Here is a 19851-nt window from a genome sequence, read left to right on the forward strand (position 1 = left end):
CTCCAATAGCCCTTACAAGCTTAATCAGTTGGATATTTTGGAATAATATCAATTAGTACGAAAATAGACAAATTTAAATATTTTATTAGAATTTATAGCTTTTTTTAATAGAAATTAGCTTTTGAAAATAACAATTTCCACTAAACCAGGTCTTTATATCTATGTTTTTATAAAAATGTTTTTTTGCAAAATAAAACTATTGTATTATTTCTCCGTAGTTTGAATAATTATTAATCTATTGCTATCATACTAGTCGCAATACAAATTCAAATTAAGGAGACGATGGATGATGAACACTAAATTCTCAAAATTAAGCAAAAAAGGACTGAGTGCTGCCCTATTAGCAGCCGGAATCATAGGGATTTCGACAGCTCCAAATGCATATGCTCATGGATTTGTTGAAAAACCAGCTAGCCGAGCAGCGTTATGTACTCAAAATTATGGAGCACTTAACTTAATGTGTGGAAGCATCATGTATGAGCCTCAGAGTCTAGAGGCGCCTAAAGGATTTCCGCAAAGTGGACCTCTAGATGGAAAAATTGCATCTGCGGGTGGTCTTTTTGGTGGTATCCTTGATCAACAAACTGCAGATCGCTGGTATAAGAATACGATTACAGGAGGTCCCAATACTTTTACATGGAAATATACTGCGCCACATTTAACAAGCAAATGGCACTATTATATTACAAAACGTGATTGGAATCCTAACAAACCTTTAACCCGTGCTGACCTTGAGTCTATTGGTACTGTAGCACATAATGGCACTGCTGCATCGACTAATTTAACTCATACCATTAACGTGCCGACGGACCGTAATGGCTACCACGTTATTCTAGCCGTTTGGGATGTCGCAGACACTTCAAATGCATTCTATAATGTGATTGATATAAATTTGGTTAATAATGGTGGCAATGTGGATATGGAAGCCCCATCTCAACCAAATGGTTTACATACAACAAAAGTTACTTCTACTAGCGCCGAGCTAAAATGGAACCCTTCTACTGATAATGTAGGTGTAAAAGAATATCAAGTATTACGTGATGGCAAAGTAGTTGCCACTATCCCAGGAACGACATTTATAGATAAACATTTAAATTCCAATACAACCTATACTTACTCTGTAAAGGCTGTAGACGCAGCTGGGAATGTTTCTACAGTAAGTGAGTCTCTAGTTGTAAAAACATTGAATGCTGCTCCAGATACAGAATCCCCTACGCAACCAACTTCACTACATACAATGGGAATTACTTCTTCAAGTGTAGACTTAATGTGGGGTGCTTCAGAGGATAATGTAGCCGTTGACCATTATGTTATATATAGAGGGTCAACAAAAGAACAAATGTCTGCAGTTGGGACTTCCACAATCCCATCATTTATGGACATGAATCTTCAATCAAGCACTTCATATATGTATGCAGTAACTGCCGTAGATGCAGCTGGAAATGAGTCCATTAAAAGTTCTATTTTAACTGTAACGACTAAGGAGCAAGGTGCTTCTTATGAGCAATGGAGTCCATTTAAGGCGTACAAAAAAGGAGATAAGGTAGAGTATCAAGGTAAAAATTATGAAGCGGTTCAAAGCTATCAAGGATATGGAGATCCAAATTGGATAAACGCACTGTCTTTATGGAAAGAAATTTAATAAAAAGACAGTATTCTAGTAAGAGGATTCAGTATCTTTTTATTCCAAAAGAATGATTCAAGTAAAAGCAGCTTACTTACAAGCTGCTTTTACATTTGTAAAACATGCTACTATTCTTCGAGATTATACAACAGGTTAGTACAACAGATAATCTAAATGAAGAATCCGTTCGATGGTGGAAATAGAGTTTTCTCCACAACGTTATTATTATTTGATTTCACTTTTAGTTTAGACTATTTTTATAAGAAAAAGCCCCACCATCAGGTGAGGTTCAATCTTACTGCCCTTTAACTCGGTTGAATTTGCAAGGATATCATAGTCATTTTAATACTTGATTCAAATTGCAGAAGTAATGAGAGATTGAGAGTCACCATCAAAATGGCTAAACAAATGAGCTCCATCGTTAATTTTACTTAGACTATGAGTAAGATAAATATGTTCTCCTCATGTAACTGACTTAGTATTGTTCCACTTATAGAAGTTTTATCTAGTCCTACTAAAACGCTATTCTCGTCTCTTCTATCGCAAATCTTCCTAGATGGAAGGAAGTTACTGTCTCTTTTCAACAAATAATAAAATTAATGTGGCAAATGGACCTAATAAAAGAGAAAGTAAAAACCAATTTAACCCTGTTCTATTTTTCCCTTGTGCCAGGCCTGCATTAATTAACGCTAATGTACCCCAACCTACGAAATACTGATTATCCATCATCTGTCCCCCTATTTCATTAGACCACACTGACTGTTTGTGAATATTTTCCACAAATTTGATCATAACATATCCAAATGCCTCATACTGTAATTATTAACGTTTAGTTTTCAAAAGAGAGGGATGGAAGAATAACCGACGAATCAATGCCTGCTACTCCTTCAATTGAATGATTTTTTCCATTTCTTCCCCATTGCCATTTCCCTATATCTTCCGCCAAAACATCTGAAAAAGATACCATTTTTAGGATATTTACGGCAAATTTGATTATGAACTGTTATACTATATTATCCTCTCCCCATTTTATGAAAGGTGGTACGTTTATGAGTAAAACTCTTGTAAATTTGCAAAATGAACTTATAGCTGAAACACAAAAAGGATTCCCAATTCTACTTTCTGGCGTTATTGTCTTTTTAGTTTTCACCCTAATGTACTTTGTTCTTCCAATAGAAGCTGTCCGTTTAATTTGGATCTTTGGATTGGGCGCTATTTTTCCTATTGGCATTTTCATTAGTAAAATTCTTGGTGTCAGTTTAAACTCTACAGACAATCCTTTAGGGATTTTAGGAGGAATTGTCGCGGCTCCTCAAGCTTTTTATATACCTGTATTTATCATTGTGTATATGAAAATACCTGAATACCTTCCCTTCACAATTGGTTTACTTGCAGGCTCTCATTTTCTTCCATACATATGGATTTATAAAAGTAAAGCCTATTTATTCGTTACTTTAGGAACCTGTTTTTCTGCTCTCATCTTAGGTGGTTTCTTTGTTGATTATGCTTTCACTGTTGTCCCTTTAGCTATTTCGATTGTGTATGGAATTGGAGTTGTTTTAATCCAAAGAGAACTTAAAGTCAAACCTGTATAATTAATGGAAGATAGTATATAGGGTACATGCCGAAATTATGCTTGGCACTTTATCCACTAAAAATTTGTTGACTTTTTCCTTTTTATGTTTTATATTGACAATATCCATGTGCTGTTTAATCTCTAGTCAGATTAAGCAGCTTTTTTTATTGCTATGTACCTTTCTTACATCCTTCTCCCAGTGAAATGGTCATCATGAGTCGTCCTCTTCTTTGTGATGATCCTCTATATGTTTACTTTTCCGTTTATATAAAAAATACCAGGCTCAAGTCAGTGAGTACCTGGTTTTATTTCTGATGAACCTAATAGAATAGTTAGTCCCATACCCCACACGAAAATTACACCATAAAAAAGCCTTTGTAATAAACCTGCAGGCAAAGGAAGGAAAAACAATAGACCAATAAGGATTAGTAAAACTATCAGTACAATTAAGTTTAAATAGGTCCAATGTTTACCTCTATCTAATGATTTTGCATATATTCCCAGCCCAATTAAAAAAGTAATCATGCCTATTTGAGCTAAAATCGAATGCCAAAATAAATGAACATTTGCCGGTATAATACCAGACACAATATTTCCTACTGCAAAAATAAGAATACATACTGTTCCTATTTTATTGATCAAATTCTTTTCTAAATATTGATATATATATATAACGCCAACTGAAAATGATAAACCATTTACGATAAACAATATATTCATCCAAAAATGATATGGCGAACAAATTTCATGCGGCGCGATTGTATACGTATACTTACCACATGTTGTCACTCCTAAATCACTCATAGCTTGTTGCATTATATTATAAGGTACAAGTGAAGTCATAATAAAAATCGGCTCTATCACGCAATATAAAATGGTAACTATCCAGCTTACTATTCCTATTTTTTTAGATAAATAGATAACATTCATCCCCCTTTTTTATAATTATATAGTTAATTCCAAAATAAATTACCAATTTATAACCAAAAATGAGGATAAAATATAGTTATCATAGCTGTCTAGACTACAATTATTAAAACAACTCTTCCTTCTTGACTCATAAAAAAGCCTCCATTCAAAGATGAAAGCTTCTATGATAGATAGGCAAACCAAGCTTTATAAAATGTCTAGATTGATCGGTGATCCCCGTAGATAGCATTCTAAAATTCTGTGGCTTCATTACTAAAACGGGCTAGCTGCCTCTCTTTTCGTACATTTAGCATTTGAGGGATGAAAATACCTAGTAAAATACAGACAATTCCCAGCCATTGCAAAAGAGACACGACCTCATGAACAAGCGTAATTGAAGCGATCACGGCTGTTGGTAGCTCGACAGCTCCTAAAATGGTTCCTAAACCCGTCCCTACTTTTGGGATACCAATAGAAAAACAAATAACTGGTATAACGACACCAAAGAAACCTAGGATTAGCGCATATTTCCATAATCCAGCCTGCAATGTACCATCCATCAAGTATGTTGGGGGGAACATTATGCAAACAAAGAGTGTTGCACTCGTTGTCATCAGAAAGCTTTTTGAATAGATCGGTACTTCGGTAGAAACACGGCCACTAGCAAATATATAGAAGGAAAAAGTTATCGCTGCTAGTAGTCCAAAGAGTATTCCTTTCAAAGATAATTGTTGTCCTAACCCTTCAAACACACCCCCAGCGAGCATCGTTCCTACAAATAAGATAATGATCGACAAAACCTTTTCGCGACTTGGGAAACTTTTATTAATAATCGCTTCAATGAGAACACCCATCCATGTGAATTGAAATAACAGCACAATCGCAATAGATGCCGGAAGTTCTTTTACAGAAAAGCCGTAAAAAATACTCGTTAAACTCATCGTTGTCCCAACCGCTAATAGTGATACTATATTTTTCAAGGATACTTTATAACGAGAAAAAGTAAGAACGAGTATTAAAAGTCCAAACCAACCGAATACATATTGTCCCCCTAAAAGTTGAGGAAAAGTATAGCCATTTGAAAATCCAACTTTCAGAATGGATGATAGGACCCCATAGCTACAGGCCCCTAATAAAACCACTAAAGAAAACTTCAACTTGTTCAAAAAATCCCTCCAAAAAATAAAAAATCTCGTCGCCTATAAATAGACAACGAGCGAATGAAACAGAGTGAACACTCTACAAAATTCCGCCACTCACGAACCTGTGAGTGTTTGCTTATAAAATTAGCACAATTGTATAAAAAAATTAGGGAAGTGTCAATGCTATTCAATTTCTCTTGATAGCAAATACATTTCTCCATTTTGAAAAATATTTAGTCACAACCATAAGCCAAAGCCTTGATACATATGATTTTGGTATTTTTACCTTTTCTAAAATATTACTTTCCTCCACAGAAAAACTCTTTTTCACCAGCAATTATTATAAAAAAAAAGATTGTAAAATAGCAATCTGTCATTTATATTGGAGATTATGATTTTTTTTCTAAATCTCAAAATCATAGCTAAATTTCTATTTATATAAACGTTTTAGGAGGGAAGTGGATAAATGAAGATGTATCTTTATCCCCTACTAGTTATTATCGCAGCTAGTAGTTTTGGTATCGTTTCAACTATTATAAAACTGGCCATGCGTAGTGGGTTTTCTGTCTCTGAGGCCGTGACAAGTCAGTTTTTTATAGGCTTTTGTATAGCGGTATGTATCTTCTTAGTTACAAACAGAGCCAAAATGAGCTTTAAAGGTGTTAAAATCCTTATATTCGCAGGTATTTTAACAGGATTAACAAACATTTTATATGGTCATTCTTTAAACTTTTTGCCCGCTTCGTTGGCAGTTGTACTACTGTTTCAATTTACATGGATCGGTATGTTGATATCTTGTATTACAAAACGACAATTCCCAAGTAGAATTGAATTAATCTCTTTACTCATATTGGTAGCTGGAACCATTCCAGCTGCTGGCATCATTGATGTTGATTTATCCCAAATCCCTATGCAGGGATGGTTATGGGGGCTAGCAGCTGCTCTTTGTTATTCCTTATTTTTATATGTGAACGGAAAAGCTACTGCCAATATGTCCACGTCCAACCGTTTAGTATTTGTTTCTTTCTTTGCCTTTATGATTACGGCTGTTTTTCAATCCCCAGAAATTATTTGGAATGGTACTTTGTTTAATGAAGGACTGTGGGTTTACGGATTGGCGTTGGGATTATTTGGTATGATTATACCCGTATTCTTATTCACTATTGCCGTTCCTAAAGTTGGTTTAGGAATGTCATCCATTTTAAGTGCGGTTGAATTACCCATAGCAGTGATGGTATCCGTTATCTTATTAAGCGAAACGGTTACAACTTTGCAAATTGCAGGTATCGTAACAATCATTATTGGTATTTGTTTACCAACTATATTAGATAAAGATAGCTTGTTAAGAAATAACGAAACAACATACAAAAAATCAAGCAAGGAAATAGCTAAAGGATCTTCTATTTAAAAATCCTTTCAGACTGTAGGCAAACTCAATGAATTTTGAGTTTATCTACAGTCTTTTTTCTTTTACCATACAGTAAAGCCATTGATTACCACTACGTGCAGACGCTTTCCCAGAGCGAGGTCACCCTTCGTTCTAATCAACTTCTACATCAAGAGCTACTTGAAATTAGTCCTGGTTGAAATGTAGCAAATGCTTTAAAGGAATTTTCTCAAAAATATCATCATTTATTTTACGATAAAACGTAAGGTGGATATCACAATGAGCTAATGCAACATGATCCGTTAATTGTTTAGCAAACTGATCGATTAACTCTATATGTTTACTTTTTACTTGTTTTTCGGAGTATACCTTCACAGTGATTAGATTCTCTCTTAAATCCTCTTCAAATACCCTTGCATTAGGGGGCAAGTTCAGATCCCTTATTTCAGAAGCACGGTTTTCATCTACAATAAACAATCTATATATATCTTTATCAAACCAGATATCCCATACTTCCATATCTTTAAATCTTAATTTTCTTTCAAAATAATCAATCATAAAACCCTTCATTTATATTCACCCTTGCTCCATATGAATAATTGATAGTATTCATATAATCTCCTCCTCAAAATTCTTGAATGTTTTTGTAGATACTCTAATTGCGATTTGATTGGTTTAGTTGTAATCTTTTTAACAAATAATCAAAGATTACAAATATAGTTATATAAATACTTCCCATTAAAGAAACTAGATAAATAGTATCTTTAAAAGTATTAACATTAAAATTAATTAAACTAAATAATAGTGAAAAAATTAATGCACATAGTAAATGCTTCAAATACATGAATATAGCATTTTTATTTTTACTGTATTTTTCAATTAAAATTGATATGGTAACAGCTATAAGCATAGCTGGTGCAGTAAATGCAGTGCCATAAATACCATATGAAATGCTGTATGTATAACCAATAAATAATGGAATAATAAAAGCACCTATAATTAATGTAATTACAGCTGAAATTATTTTATTTTGTAACATCTTTTCACAATCCTCTTATTTCTTAATGACCATGCGTCTTATAGATTTTTGTTAATCATTTCCTCCCCTCTTCTTTTATATTAAAGCATAAAAAACAAATTTTGGTAATCAATAACCTCAAATATTAAAGATAATAAATGCTTCATTATTCCCTTTCACCTCATAAATTCATACTAACGTTTTGACTAGTTGATACCCACTATTAAGAAAAGAAAAAAGCCACTGCTCATTACAAGCGTGACTCCTCATTTAGCGCGATATATTCACTTTTCAACATTGAAAAGAGGACAAGATCAACATATTTCCCTTTTTCAAATTCATGTTGTCTTAAAACACCCTCTTGGCAAAACTTTAATTTTTCCAGCAATCTGATGGATGCTTTATTTTCAGGTTCAACTTTCGCTTCTATTTTATTTATTGCCATCGACGTAAAAGCAAAATGAATAATTTTGCCTAAAGTCTCTTGCATGATACCCTGCCCCCAATAAACAGGGTTCAAATCATAACCCATTTCTATACGGTTATGTTCTTTTTCATAATTCAAATAGCCACATGTTCCAATCACTTTTTTCGTTTTGGCTTCTTCGATTACCCATCTTAAACCAATTTGTTCTTTAAAAATTTTCTCATACCAATTAATTTCAACCATTGCGTCATCAGGCGATTCAAATAAATTTAATGGAAGATACTTAACCACATTTTCATTAGCATAAAGCTCAAAAATATCATTACCATCATCTACTGTGCCTTTTCTTAGAATAAAGCGTTCTGTTTCTAATACGGGGAAATCTTTAAATTCGAACCCACTTTTCATCATAACTCTCCTTTTCACTATAGAGTAATATAATTGAATAGTACCATATTCTATTTAGGCAATTATTAAAATTATGGATGATTATTTCCTTTTTAGAGTTTTTTGTTCTTACAATATTAAAAAGCCACATCTATTGGATGTGACTAGGTAATGGATTATTTATAATAAATTTCGTGATTTAACATTGTTACCAGATACTATTAACTTTTTATTTTCTTCGTCAAATAATAGAGTGAATCTAAATTCGTTCATTATACTTCCTGTATACTCACTAAGTCTTAATGTAGGACTGACCCAAAACACAACTTCATTTCCATCCATTTTCCAGCCTTTTTCAAAGCCTTTGTGCTTTTCTTCAAGTCTTTCTTCGATAGATTGTCCGTTATTACTAATCGTATTTTTTACTACATCAATAAAATTAGTTTGTGCCTTCATATACATTTACCTCACCCCCACTCACACTCACAATAGCGCTTATGGTATTATATGGTTGCAAATACAAAATTAAAACAGTTAAGAACTTATATTCTGTAAAAAAAGCAACCACTCAACTATTAGTGAGGCTGAGCGTTGCTTCTAAATAATACGAAATTTACGTGAAGATTGCATGATAACCAACATAATGGTTATGCCAACAACGGGATACCATAATAGATGAGTAGGTACGATGAATATAAATACACCAAATATTACAGCTGTTAAAGTACTAATGATAATTGCTTGGACACTCGTAAACTTATCTTGAATAAAATAATATAAAGTGAATGGTAGTGCTAACGTAAATATCGGAATATAAATGGCTACAATAAATAATTTAATGAGCGATATTGAAAGTACAGCTATGATAAAACCTATTGATGTGGTAAGCGATTTTCCTATAAATAGGTTACCTGAGACATAACTATAAAGCAGAATAAGTAGAATCGCTAAACAGCTAGAAATCCCGATTATTAAAATAAATGAATGCCCCATAATGAAGGCTGCCATGGAGAAGCACACTAAAGAGACCAATGGCAATAGTAGTATGAAAGATTTTTGTCCTGTTTCAATATTCATAACATTTGTAAAGCCTACAAGAAATAATAAAGAAAAAGGAATCGCCAAATACCCTAATTCGATGTGGTTACTTAGATGAATATAATTCACCTCAAGACCACCAACCATTATCAAGACAAGTGAAGCACAAATTTGACTTATTAATCCCCAAATGCTTGATAGCTTAAAAGCCTGAGTAAGCTTATCGGCAATCATAATAACTGCGATGCCAATTAATAGAGCTATATATAACAACTTTTCCCCTCCTGAAATTCATTTTAAAAATTCGTACCTAGTTCTTCTTAAGTAACTTTATTAATGCGTGTTATTTCCTCTTCGTTGGGAGGTGTATGGCTTTCGAAATACCAAATAAATAGGCCGTCTAATTGATACTTTTCTACTTCACTTGGTGGCAGTATGACGGCTAAATCTAGTATAGTAGCATATCTTTCGCCGATTTTAATAAGTTGTTTGTCACCATTCCTAATGAGACCATAGATTAGACTATCGCTATGTCCTTTTAAATGATCCAATTTTTCATAGCCTCTCTCCTTGTCCATTGGGTCCCAAGTAAGCATCCCAGCATTCCATCCAAAGAGCCCTTTTTCAACATAAGCAGCCCCTATATTATTCGTATTTTTTATAAAAAAGAAGAGTGCCTTATCCTTTAGCTGTTAGCTTTGGATTAACACTAAATCACTATCCTTTGACCATAACGCTTCATGAGGTTCAGAGTAGGATTCTGATTTCGCTATCATCACCCAAACAAAGGCAATGAGGACAAATGAGATGATTAATAGCTCTAAAACACGCTTTAGACTTTTGGAAAAATTGTTTCCTGATTTCATTTAATGAATCCGATTTAAATCAATTTGATTTTTAATCAAATACGTTTGGAATTGCACATCTTCCTCAGTATAGTTGTCTGGGTTATGTCAAATTAAATTCAATTCAATTCAATTGAAGCTATAGTAGGCCTGTTGTTTCTTGGGAGAGGAGTAACAGCCGAAGTAACTTCCGAATCCTCTGAAATTTTAATAAAGGCATTTTTATAACTTACCGAATAAATCCTCCTTTATATTACCAAAATTGCAAATGGTATCAAAATAAAATTTAAAAGACCTTAATAAAGCTTTGAAACACTCTTACAGTATTCTTCTAACTCTCTCCGTGTATATAATGATGTGATAGGATATTCGCTTGAAGTTTCTATCGAATAGGTTAAATGAACGACTGCGTATTTATTCATCTTTTCAATCCAAAAAATCACATCATCATTATCTTCTCTTCTAGCCACCGCAATTGCCTCTTTCCCATAAAGAATATGTTGTTGTGAAATTTCTTTAACTCTTCATTTAATGATTCTGACATACCTCTTGAAATCTGCCACCACGGATCGTTCATAAAATGATTGACACTTTCTCGCATCTTAAATCATTACCTCTGCTTATTAAATTTCATCTAGCCATCATTAAAAAGAAGTAGCTGCTTGGCTACTTCATCATTGTTTTCAATTTACTGTCTCTGCTACCGAACGTCGTCGTACTGCCGTACATGGCCGTTCCCATACATAAAAGTAGGTCGTTATGTATTTGTGGGGTGTATTATTTTATTAATTGTCTCATAATAATTTCTTCGCCAATCCGTCCTATTAATCGCTCATTCGTATCTTCAAATCCTACCTTTAAATATAACTTTTGTGCTGGTATATTATCTTTATCTACAACCAAGACAAGCTCATCACAATGAGGGAATTCTGATTGAACAAACTCAACTAGTAATGTCATTCCCTGTTTTGCGTAACCTTTTCCTTGTTCAGCATGATTAATTGAAAGTGCCGATAATAACAAAGCGTTCGAATTATTAGAGTACTTCTTTACTCTTTCATTTGAATTCAATAGAAAAAAACCAACAGGTGTATGATCACTTAAAATTACAATACGATATTGTCCTTCATTGATTTCCTCAAAATTGCTTGGAAGCGCAGAGAATTGTTTTTGTTCCTCTGTAAGGACAAAAGTGTTTAACTCTTCTTTATATTCACTTATGAAATGCTTTAGTTCAACCCTGTTTAATTTCTCCATATGACCATTCCCCCAATCACTATTTCTATACTTTACCATTTAATGTGGTTTTGGTCATTTATTTATTTGAAATTTCTAAATAAACGATACCGATGCCCTCCATTAATGAACTGTTTGGCATCCTACTCATTGATTTTCAGTACCACTGAAAGCTAAGTGGAACATCAAATAGGTATTCGTCATATGCTATAGAATGTTCTTCTACTGAAGACACTGAGTCCGTAACAAATGGTTTTATGTATGCTGGCTATAGGTAAGCCTTTGCCTCTTTCCCTACTCCGGAATATCATTGAATGAACACTTTTATTATAGAAAATTAGATTTGCACACACTTTAAATTAATAAGAAAGACTTTTTATTTTAGTTCTTATTCTATAAGATAGATGCTAACTACTTTCGAAGGGTGTGCTTATATGTCCTATAATTTCCAAATTACATCACCAAAAATACCTACTGATTTAGAAAAAGCTAATTTTCAAGCTATTTATGACGAGGAGGAACCTTATTTATCAAATTGCATGATCGCAGATACAGTCATTGATAAGGAGGTTGTTGAAAGATTAATCGTAGCTAAGGTTATTTTTAAAAATGTCACATTCATCAATTCTTCTTTTAAAAAAATGGATGTAACGGATGTCATTTTCGAAAACTGTGATTTATCTAACTTAAACTTAAAGGAAAGCCTTATACATAGAGTGGTTTTTAAAAATTGTAAATTATTAGGTGTGAATTTTTCCGAAGCTAATCTTGGAAATGTTTCTTTTGAAAATTGTATGGCAACCTTAAGCAATTTTCCTGAGGCTCGTTTAAAACAAGTATTATTCCATAACACCAACCTACAAGGAGCGAATTATTTTGATTCCTTACTAAAGAAAGTGGCATTTCAAGAATGTGATATTAATGAGGTTGATTTTACTGAAACTTCGTTAAAGGGGATTGATATTAGTACGTGTACCTTTAAAAGACTTCAAGTATCTCTCGAAAGTTTGAATGGGTGTGAAGTATCTTCTGAACAAGCTATCGGGTTTGCTTCACTGCTCGGATTAACGGTTAAATGATACGACCAAGCAATGATTAATATACTACTCAAAACAGCCAATTATAAATAATCATTTACGTTACAGGTAGCCATTGAAGTTTATTTCTTTTTGGCTACTTTTTGTTTTATGAAAAAAAAGCGTTTCTATTATACAGCCTTTTGTTATAAGGTAATCCGACTATTAGGAGGTGTCATAATGACCCTAAAGATTGTTAAAACACTTTTATCTATTATGATGGTGTTCATGTATTATTTGGGCTTTTGGACAGAAACCCTCACAATAAAAATTGTTATCTTCTTTCTTATGCTCGTCTTTATTTTCGAGGCAGGAATGGAAACAGGGAAGAAACAAAATAACAGCATTTAAAAAGGCTTCACTCGTTTTCCTTCCCTTCCCACCTACTTTAATTCATTTAAATATCAAGAAACTTTAGCTCTTGCATATGCTAGATTGACGTTTTTATCTTTTTTAATTAATTGCCCTTCATAATTGTTCTTTTCGCTTTCTTTATAATTTTTGATGTTTCTTTTGTTTCAGATTCTTTACTCCATTTTTCACAAAGCATTATGACAAAATCAGGTTGGGTTTTACTGGCATCATTTAACCAATTCCCTACAGAATCTTGTACATACTTTGATGGATCAGATTTCAGTTGGTTTAGAATAGGAAGGGCTTTACTAGGATTCTGTTTTAAAACTTCGATATGCTTGGCCCAAACACCACGAGGACGAATGACTTCAATAGAAAATCTTCGTATATTTTCATCCTCTTCTTTTGCCCATTCTGTTAAGAATTCTATACTATCATCAAGTTGTTGCGCTATTTCCTCTCTAATCGACATCCAAGAAATTTCTCGAACCCCAAAATGACGGTCCCCAGCGAATGGATAAATATATGCTAATTTTTCTTCCAAAGAGGAGCTTTCATTTTTATTCATAAATGCTGCCCAACAGCGAACACTATCAGAAGGATGCGTTGCAAATTTTTTAATAATATCTTCTTTTGTTCGTTCGTTTTCTTCGTTTATTGCTGTATTTAATAGTTCACCAGTTAAACGAATAGCCTTCATTCCCGATTCAGCATTCTGTTTTAACATTTCTTCTACTATACCTTCTAATTTATGAGATAATCCTATCTTAGGTAGGACATGTTTCACTAAAGAAATATGATTGACCCCCAACCATTCAGTTAAATTAACACTTTCTATTTCTCCTTCATTCAACAATGTTAATACCTCTTCAGGGATTTCACTAACTTTTCTAGCCCCTTTTCTGTTTACTATATCTATATGAATTGGCATGAAGATATCCTCCTACTATTAATTATTTTCCAAAGTAAGTTTATTATACTAATAATTTCTAATTAATTTAAACAAACTTATACATTTCCTTGAAAGAAATGGCTTAAATATGGACAAATATAAAAAAAGATTAGGACTCAAATTCATTGAGTGCCTAATCTTTTTTATATTTTCTCCTCATTGGGTTCCACATGCACATGAACTTCATATACGCCCTGCTCATGAATCATCTTATCTTCAACATGACAAGCTACATCATGAGCCTCTGTAATATCTAAATTTGCATCGACTAGAATGACAACATCAATCACTTCGTTGTTGCCATAATTTCTACCTCTAATTTCTTTAATTCCAATAACTCCGTCTAACTTTAAAATAATATTTTTGTAGTTTTGAAGTATGTTTTCATCAAATCCGTCAGAAAGTTCATGAGAAGCTTCTTTGAAAATATCCCAAGCTGTTTTACAAATTAAAAAACCTACAATAATAGCTGTTACTGTATCCAACCATGGCATATGTAATTGTGATCCAAATATACCTACTGCTGTCCCAATACTTACCCAGGCATCTGACAAGTTGTCTTTGGCAGCAGCCATAACGGCTTTACTATTTATCTTTTCAGCCAATTTTTTGTTATAACGATATACAAAATACATGACCAATGCCGATCCAAGACCTACATAGGCTGCGAAAATGTCAGGTGATTCTTTTCCACCTTGAAAAATGGAAGTACATGCACCAAATAATACTTGAATACCTACTGCCATCATAATAAAGGAAGCTACCATAGAAGCAATTGTTTCACTTTTCCAATGACCATATCGATGATCATGATCTGCAGGTTTTTGTGAAAGCTTAAGGCCTATAAGTACTGCAATCGAGGCAATAATATCAGTCGTATTATTGAGACCATCCGCCTTTAAGGCTTCTGAACCACTCATGTAACCAATTCCCACTTTTACAACAGACAAAATTATATAAGCAATAATACTTATAATGGCACCACGTTCACCTAATTTAAGATTATTGTATTTTTCTTCTTCCAATTCATTACCTCCCACTAACGTTCTGTTTTATCATAACAGCCCCACCCCGAGTGGGTCTACAGCAACCTTTTTGCCTAAGCGTACATTAGTGGAAGGGATATAAAAGAGTTGCTTACAGGAAAAATTCGTTTCCTAAAGAAGCAGTCTTCGGCCACTCCAACATTTATTTCAATATATTATTTTCACCCTCATGAATTTCCTATTGATGCCTTCTAGGTGGTCTTAAACGCTGTCGTTTTTCATGTGCTATTTTCACATATACTGTAATCTTGAGGTGATTAGATGGGGACAAAAAAATTAGTCGGCAAGGCTCGTGAAATAAATTCTTTTGCAACTGGTCAACTACCTGCGGAAAATAATCAACTGTATGATAATGTCAGACCTACAGGCTCTTTTATTGCTTCAGCCTCCCCTCTTATTTTGTCATTTTTTAAGGAGAATTCTGATGTACGTATTAGCGATGTAAATAAACCGAAATGAGGTATTATTCCATTCGAAATGCTAAGCTTCGAGCACCATTCCAAGCATGGAAATTTTCACTACACATGGGGGACGAGCTGCTTGGTCCATTCTAGGTTCTCGACTTTCACGCTGTTCCTACAGAAGTCTCCGCTATTCGTTCCCAATGAACTTTTTGGGGAATGAAATAGATGGACAAGGCACCTTTAAAAACATAGCTCCTCAAATCCTGTTAGGACGAAAACAAGAGACAATCATTGATTTTCCCTCTTCTATTTGGGGGCGTTCTTCAAATGAATATGTTAACATCACAAAAGCCACCAAGAGGGTTCTTCTTCACGATACCTTTGGTTTACAGTAGATAGAGGTGTCTGTAATTCTTTATGTCATATTCGTTCTATCAAAAGTAAGTCGGGCATTTTACATAAGCTTTCAAGTAAGCATTTGGTTACTTTTTATTTGAATAGCAAAATCAACCATTTCCTATAATTTAGTTTGTCGCAATAATTTTTCTTTCATTAGAGCTCTATAGGTTTGGATAAATACCTTTAAACTTCCTATAACGATACATACTATACATATAGAGAGAAAGGAGGGATACTTTATGAGTTATTACGGAGGCAATAACGGCGGCGGTTACGGTTCAACATTCGTTCTAGTTGTTGTTCTATTTATTCTATTAATTATTGTCGGCGCTTCAGTTTTATATTAATCTCTCATTACTCGTTTGTCCTATATAGGAACAAATTAAAATGATAGATAGCCATTTTAGAGCCATTTTTTCCATCCCAAATCACTAGACTAAAAATCTATTACCTTCCCCAACCATAACAATATTTTCAAATTTCCTTGTGAACCTCTATTCATGAACAATTAGAGAGGGGGAGTAATGCGGTCTGCTAGATTAAGGGGTGGTTATGGCTCTAAATCATCATTTGTTTTAATGCAAGCTTAAGTTCATGTCTAAATATTAAAGGCATCCAACACTTCTCTGATGATATTGTTCGCCTCTAATGTTCATAACTACTAATATCACTTATTCTATAAAGGGTCACTATCCTCTGTGACCCTTTTTAATTCCCGCCGTTATAGCTCATGTAGCTGCTAACACTATACTCTAATAGGACGAGATCCCTAGAATAATATGGAACCATTAAGCATTTAAATCTGTTATGGCAGGGATATTAATTTCCTTTACACATGAAGCGGGTGATAAATTAACCACACATTGCACAATAGCTACAATATCTTGGACAGGGATACGTGTAGCTTCATATAATTGGATGGCCTTATCAGCGCCTGCCTCATAAGGGACTTCTGCTGCTAGCTCCCCAGGATTAATGCAAGTGACAGAAATTCTGTCTTCTCTTAAATGTTCACGTAAAGCATTTGTAATGCCTCGTAAACCGAATTTAGATGTGACAAATGAAACCTGTGCATTGTTTGTATGGTCTAACCCTGCAGTTGAACCAATTAAAATAACCTTTCCATTTTTCGCTTGTCTTAAATTCGGTAAAAGTGCCTGAATATATGTAATAGTGGACGTTAGATTGATATTGATTAAATTTGAAATATCCTCGACTTCATCTCTATCAAATGTATAATCATCCTCAAATCCACGTTTTTCCCAAACCCCAACATTATAAATTAATACATCTATAGCAATATCTTTTAATTGTTCTTTTAATGACGGTATGTGTTGTTGGCTAGACAAATCAATAGAAAGCCATTGACGATTTACGCCATCATTGATATCTAAGCTTTTAGGTCGTGTACGTGAAACTACCCATACAGTATCCCCCTTCACGGGTAAGCCTTTTACAAAAGCGTCGCCTAACCCCTGACTTGCTCCAAATACAATAATATTTTTACTCATTTTTACCACCCTTTCCATATCAGCATTAATTAGTAGATTATAGTAACTTTTACATTAAGTCCATTATGAGCTAGACCTAGGTCATCATCATTAAAAACAATATGTATGAAATATGAACAAGCACATAGTCTAGGAGCCGCTATTTATAACGGCTTGGCAAATAAAGCTTAAAAATGTAAAAAACCAGGTACTCCGCAGAGCGCCTGGCTTCCTTGTATTAGATTGAGATTTAAACATAGTTATTGGGGTAATTCAGAGGATTTTTCAAACTCAAGTATATACCCATCTATTTTTGCTTTTTCTAATACTTCTATATATTCTTCTTTTCTTTCATCTAGTCTAGAATCTTGTGTGTTTTGATAACCCGGATATAGATTGTAATCTACTGGTTTACCCATAAGTCCACCTCTTATTCTCTATTTTTTTACTCATTATAGAATATATTGATATTTTCTGACAATTGTTTTCGCTATTTTTGATTACAAAGACTGACATGACATCCTAACTGTCGCCTTATAAAAAACTAGTATCTATACTTTATTACCTATATCATAGTATGTTCTAAAAGACTCACAAACCATAGGTATGGCCTACTTGCTTGTCTTAAGGAAATGGGGTAATTAACCAGCCAACAAAGAATAGAACCGTCATAAACAAAATAAGATAGCCACCAATAAAGATTCCCCACTTGCCTAGAGAACGACTGGGTCTCGAAAGGATCGCAATGAACCCAAAAACGATTGTCAAGGTAATGAAATTCTTACTAGTAAATGGAGCACCATAGCCAATGATAATCCAACTATTAACCATGATAAGCGTCCATAGGCCAATGCTAATGCTAGCCCAGCCAAAAACATTGAAAATAGTCTGCTTTAACGTACCCAATTCCATAATTTAACCTCCCCTAGTTTCATATGCTTAATCATGGTTAAACTTTGTAGCTGTTCAACCTCAGCTTTGGGTCCTGTAACGACAACCCCATATGTTTTCATATCATGCTGTTTTAAATAATGGATTCTCTCTTTTAGGTCCAGATTTTTATGAGCGGAAACAGCAGTAGCCGTCTCCTCATAATCAACTAGAAAATTTAATATGGATAAAAACGTTTGTTCATGAGAAGTAGCACCTTTAAATGGGGACCAATTTGTTTGATCTGGTTGTACAGGATAGCCAATAGGCGATACAACATTCCCATTTGCACTTAGCATGGTGTCTTCTACTCCTGTATAAATCGCTGCCCAGGTGACATCTACATTTGGCATTTGCTGAATAACTTGATCTACTGTATATAAATCATTGAAAGAAAGATACGCTTCTACAACGGTTTCATTAGGTAATCCTTTTAATTTCCTTTGCTCCTCAATTGTGTTAAATTCTCCTCGATTATTAGGATGTACTAGCCATTGATTCGTTTCAGTTGGATATTTTGGATACGATTTTTCCAGTTTTGAAGTAATCTTCTTTCCCACTAAATTATTTAACATAAAGCGTGTATCATAATGCTTCACGGGATAGACCTCGTCACCGATCTGCTTGTATTGCTCAAATGATAATCCCATCGAAAAGAGCGAAAATTCCATATCAAATTCAAGTTCCTCCAATGTCGTATTCGGTTCCGTTACATAAAGTGTCTGACTTGTCACATCCATTAAGGTTGTAGACTTTGTACCAAAGGCATAGTACAAAAAAGTGAGCATATAACAAGTGGGGACGATTAAAAGGGCAATCGTCAGCGTTGTTACAATCAGCTTCCACTTAGATGACGCAATGGCTTTTTTTATCACATTTGTTGAAGGTGCATCTCCTTTCTCACTATTCTTTGCTTGCTGTAATAATTGTTGATAAGAATCCACCTTTATTCCTCCCTTTTAATGAGTACGCGCATTTTTTTGCGACCTCGCGCTAAATGACTTTTCACCGTATTCACGTTTAATTGCAAAATGTTTGCAGCTTGCTCATTTGTACAGTCATGTACATCACATAACAAAATAATTTGCTTTTCGATTGGTTTAATTTGTTCAAGTAGGTTGATTAATTTTAAATAAGCATCTTGTTCAACGATGATTTGCTCTGGTGTATTGAAATGCATTTGATCAATTTTGTCGGAAGTTACATACCGCTTCTCTTTTCGTGTACTGTCGATATATGTATAGTAAGCTACTTTAAAAAGCCAAGGTTTGATGTCTTGAATTTCTTGACCAAGAAGGGTAATATGCGCTTTTGTAAATGTGTCCTGAAGCAAATCCTCCGCTGCACTATGATTTTTCGTAAGTGAATATAAATAGCGATATATATCATTCATATAGGTGATATATATTGTTTCAAGTTCCATCTCTTCCCACCTTTCAACCTATCCTCGTATAAAGGTCACAAAAGGTTGCAAATAATTTAAAATTATTTTAAATGTTTACTTCAAAAAAGTGGTAATACAATAAAAAACGGCAAAAATCCAAACATAATAAATGGATTTTGCCGTTTTATCTATTTTAGTTATCAGTCCGTTTACTTAAAAACACCATT

Annotated in this window: 26 protein-coding genes; 7 read left to right on the plus strand and 19 right to left on the minus strand. The window is 33.9% G+C overall.

Going from position 1 to position 19851, the window contains the following annotated elements; translation table 11 throughout:
- Positions 1 to 286 precede the first annotated feature (286 nt).
- Complete coding sequence (locus AC3CH7_RS08905) at positions 287 to 1642, plus strand: lytic polysaccharide monooxygenase (protein ID WP_488381694.1); 1356 nt, start codon at positions 287 to 289, stop codon at positions 1640 to 1642.
- 549 nt (positions 1643 to 2191) lie between these two features.
- Here AC3CH7_RS08905 and AC3CH7_RS08910 read toward each other — a convergent pair.
- Positions 2192 to 2350 (minus strand): hypothetical protein, encoded by a 159-nt coding sequence (locus tag AC3CH7_RS08910; RefSeq protein WP_172799063.1) that lies wholly within the window; start codon positions 2348 to 2350, stop codon positions 2192 to 2194.
- Positions 2351 to 2673: 323 nt separating this feature from the next.
- On the opposite strand from AC3CH7_RS08910, the gene AC3CH7_RS08915 reads away from it, so the two are divergent.
- Positions 2674 to 3219, plus strand: a complete 546-nt coding sequence (locus AC3CH7_RS08915) for a DUF7010 family protein (protein WP_031417209.1) — start codon at positions 2674 to 2676, stop codon at positions 3217 to 3219.
- Positions 3220 to 3488: 269 nt separating this feature from the next.
- Here the strand turns inward: AC3CH7_RS08915 and AC3CH7_RS08920 are convergent, their stop codons facing one another.
- Positions 3489 to 4130 (minus strand): DUF998 domain-containing protein, encoded by a 642-nt coding sequence (locus AC3CH7_RS08920; protein ID WP_099806217.1) that lies wholly within the window; start codon positions 4128 to 4130, stop codon positions 3489 to 3491.
- A 230-nt stretch (positions 4131 to 4360) separates the two neighbouring features.
- Positions 4361 to 5275 carry an EamA family transporter gene (locus AC3CH7_RS08925; protein WP_036216491.1) on the minus strand — a complete coding sequence of 305 codons (915 nt, stop codon included), beginning with the start codon at positions 5273 to 5275 and terminating at the stop codon, positions 4361 to 4363.
- 448 nt (positions 5276 to 5723) lie between these two features.
- Between AC3CH7_RS08925 and AC3CH7_RS08930 the strand changes: the two genes are divergently transcribed.
- A complete protein-coding gene (locus AC3CH7_RS08930; RefSeq protein ID WP_036162783.1) occupies positions 5724 to 6659 on the plus strand; it encodes an EamA family transporter in 936 nt (311 codons plus the stop codon).
- 165 nt (positions 6660 to 6824) lie between these two features.
- Here AC3CH7_RS08930 and AC3CH7_RS08935 read toward each other — a convergent pair whose 3' ends face one another.
- The 9 genes from AC3CH7_RS08935 to AC3CH7_RS08975 form a co-directional block, all read right to left on the minus strand.
- Positions 6825 to 7208 (minus strand): hypothetical protein, encoded by a 384-nt coding sequence (locus AC3CH7_RS08935; RefSeq protein WP_488381695.1) that lies wholly within the window; start codon positions 7206 to 7208, stop codon positions 6825 to 6827.
- A gap of 85 nt (positions 7209 to 7293) precedes the next feature.
- Positions 7294 to 7677 (minus strand): hypothetical protein, encoded by a 384-nt coding sequence (locus AC3CH7_RS08940; protein ID WP_012294750.1) that lies wholly within the window; start codon positions 7675 to 7677, stop codon positions 7294 to 7296.
- Between the two features lie 229 nt (positions 7678 to 7906).
- Positions 7907 to 8491, minus strand: a complete 585-nt coding sequence (locus AC3CH7_RS08945; protein ID WP_036161862.1) for a GNAT family N-acetyltransferase — start codon at positions 8489 to 8491, stop codon at positions 7907 to 7909.
- A 159-nt stretch (positions 8492 to 8650) separates the two neighbouring features.
- On the minus strand, positions 8651 to 8932 hold the full coding sequence (locus AC3CH7_RS08950; RefSeq protein WP_036167046.1) for a hypothetical protein: 282 nt from the start codon (positions 8930 to 8932) through the stop codon (positions 8651 to 8653).
- 135 nt (positions 8933 to 9067) lie between these two features.
- Positions 9068 to 9781, minus strand: a complete 714-nt coding sequence (locus AC3CH7_RS08955; protein ID WP_031417854.1) for an MraY family glycosyltransferase — start codon at positions 9779 to 9781, stop codon at positions 9068 to 9070.
- 47 nt (positions 9782 to 9828) lie between these two features.
- The gene (locus AC3CH7_RS08960) at positions 9829 to 10104 is read right to left on the minus strand and encodes a hypothetical protein (protein WP_036216497.1); all 276 of its coding nucleotides are present in this window, start codon (positions 10102 to 10104) and stop codon (positions 9829 to 9831) included.
- 96 nt (positions 10105 to 10200) lie between these two features.
- A complete protein-coding gene (locus AC3CH7_RS08965) occupies positions 10201 to 10374 on the minus strand; it encodes a hypothetical protein (RefSeq protein ID WP_155273060.1) in 174 nt (57 codons plus the stop codon).
- Positions 10375 to 10649: 275 nt separating this feature from the next.
- Positions 10650 to 10823, minus strand: coding sequence for a hypothetical protein (locus AC3CH7_RS08970; RefSeq protein WP_230584433.1), 174 nt, complete (start codon positions 10821 to 10823; stop codon positions 10650 to 10652).
- A gap of 307 nt (positions 10824 to 11130) precedes the next feature.
- A complete protein-coding gene (locus tag AC3CH7_RS08975; RefSeq protein ID WP_031417856.1) occupies positions 11131 to 11610 on the minus strand; it encodes a GNAT family N-acetyltransferase in 480 nt (159 codons plus the stop codon).
- Positions 11611 to 12023: 413 nt separating this feature from the next.
- On the opposite strand from AC3CH7_RS08975, the gene AC3CH7_RS08980 reads away from it, so the two are divergent.
- Positions 12024 to 12668, plus strand: a complete 645-nt coding sequence (locus AC3CH7_RS08980) for a pentapeptide repeat-containing protein (protein WP_012294757.1) — start codon at positions 12024 to 12026, stop codon at positions 12666 to 12668.
- A gap of 177 nt (positions 12669 to 12845) precedes the next feature.
- Positions 12846 to 13016 (plus strand): hypothetical protein, encoded by a 171-nt coding sequence (locus tag AC3CH7_RS08985; RefSeq protein WP_171821092.1) that lies wholly within the window; start codon positions 12846 to 12848, stop codon positions 13014 to 13016.
- 106 nt (positions 13017 to 13122) lie between these two features.
- Here the strand turns inward: AC3CH7_RS08985 and AC3CH7_RS08990 are convergent, their stop codons facing one another.
- Positions 13123 to 13950: a DNA alkylation repair protein gene (locus AC3CH7_RS08990; protein WP_036167040.1), complete on the minus strand. Its 828-nt coding sequence runs from the start codon at positions 13948 to 13950 to the stop codon at positions 13123 to 13125.
- Between the two features lie 164 nt (positions 13951 to 14114).
- A complete protein-coding gene (locus AC3CH7_RS08995) occupies positions 14115 to 14996 on the minus strand; it encodes a cation diffusion facilitator family transporter (RefSeq protein ID WP_036161865.1) in 882 nt (293 codons plus the stop codon).
- Positions 14997 to 15278: 282 nt separating this feature from the next.
- Here AC3CH7_RS08995 and AC3CH7_RS09000 point away from each other — a divergent pair, with 282 nt between their 5' ends.
- Both AC3CH7_RS09000 and AC3CH7_RS09005 read left to right on the plus strand, forming a co-directional pair.
- Positions 15279 to 15476, plus strand: a complete 198-nt coding sequence (locus tag AC3CH7_RS09000; protein ID WP_488381696.1) for a hypothetical protein — start codon at positions 15279 to 15281, stop codon at positions 15474 to 15476.
- 583 nt (positions 15477 to 16059) lie between these two features.
- Positions 16060 to 16167, plus strand: coding sequence for a YjcZ family sporulation protein (locus tag AC3CH7_RS09005; protein WP_080695207.1), 108 nt, complete (start codon positions 16060 to 16062; stop codon positions 16165 to 16167).
- Positions 16168 to 16608: 441 nt separating this feature from the next.
- On the opposite strand, the gene AC3CH7_RS09010 is transcribed toward AC3CH7_RS09005, so the two are convergent.
- The 5 genes from AC3CH7_RS09010 to AC3CH7_RS09030 all read right to left on the minus strand — a co-directional run bounded on the left by AC3CH7_RS09010 (position 16609) and on the right by AC3CH7_RS09030 (position 19663).
- Positions 16609 to 17331 carry an SDR family NAD(P)-dependent oxidoreductase gene (locus AC3CH7_RS09010; RefSeq protein ID WP_488381697.1) on the minus strand — a complete coding sequence of 241 codons (723 nt, stop codon included), beginning with the start codon at positions 17329 to 17331 and terminating at the stop codon, positions 16609 to 16611.
- Between the two features lie 239 nt (positions 17332 to 17570).
- Complete coding sequence (locus AC3CH7_RS09015) at positions 17571 to 17729, minus strand: hypothetical protein (protein WP_008177317.1); 159 nt, start codon at positions 17727 to 17729, stop codon at positions 17571 to 17573.
- A 205-nt stretch (positions 17730 to 17934) separates the two neighbouring features.
- The gene (locus tag AC3CH7_RS09020; RefSeq protein ID WP_031417863.1) at positions 17935 to 18222 is read right to left on the minus strand and encodes a hypothetical protein; all 288 of its coding nucleotides are present in this window, start codon (positions 18220 to 18222) and stop codon (positions 17935 to 17937) included.
- Entirely contained in the window at positions 18204 to 19184 is a 981-nt protein-coding gene (locus tag AC3CH7_RS09025) for an anti-sigma factor (RefSeq protein WP_012294765.1), read from the minus strand. Before AC3CH7_RS09025 ends, AC3CH7_RS09020 begins: the two co-directional genes overlap by 19 nt.
- Positions 19185 to 19186: 2 nt before the next feature.
- Positions 19187 to 19663, minus strand: coding sequence for a sigma-70 family RNA polymerase sigma factor (locus AC3CH7_RS09030; protein ID WP_031417864.1), 477 nt, complete (start codon positions 19661 to 19663; stop codon positions 19187 to 19189).
- Positions 19664 to 19851: the final 188 nt, after the last annotated feature.

The sequence above is a fragment of the Lysinibacillus sp. F12 genome, from assembly GCF_057773605.1.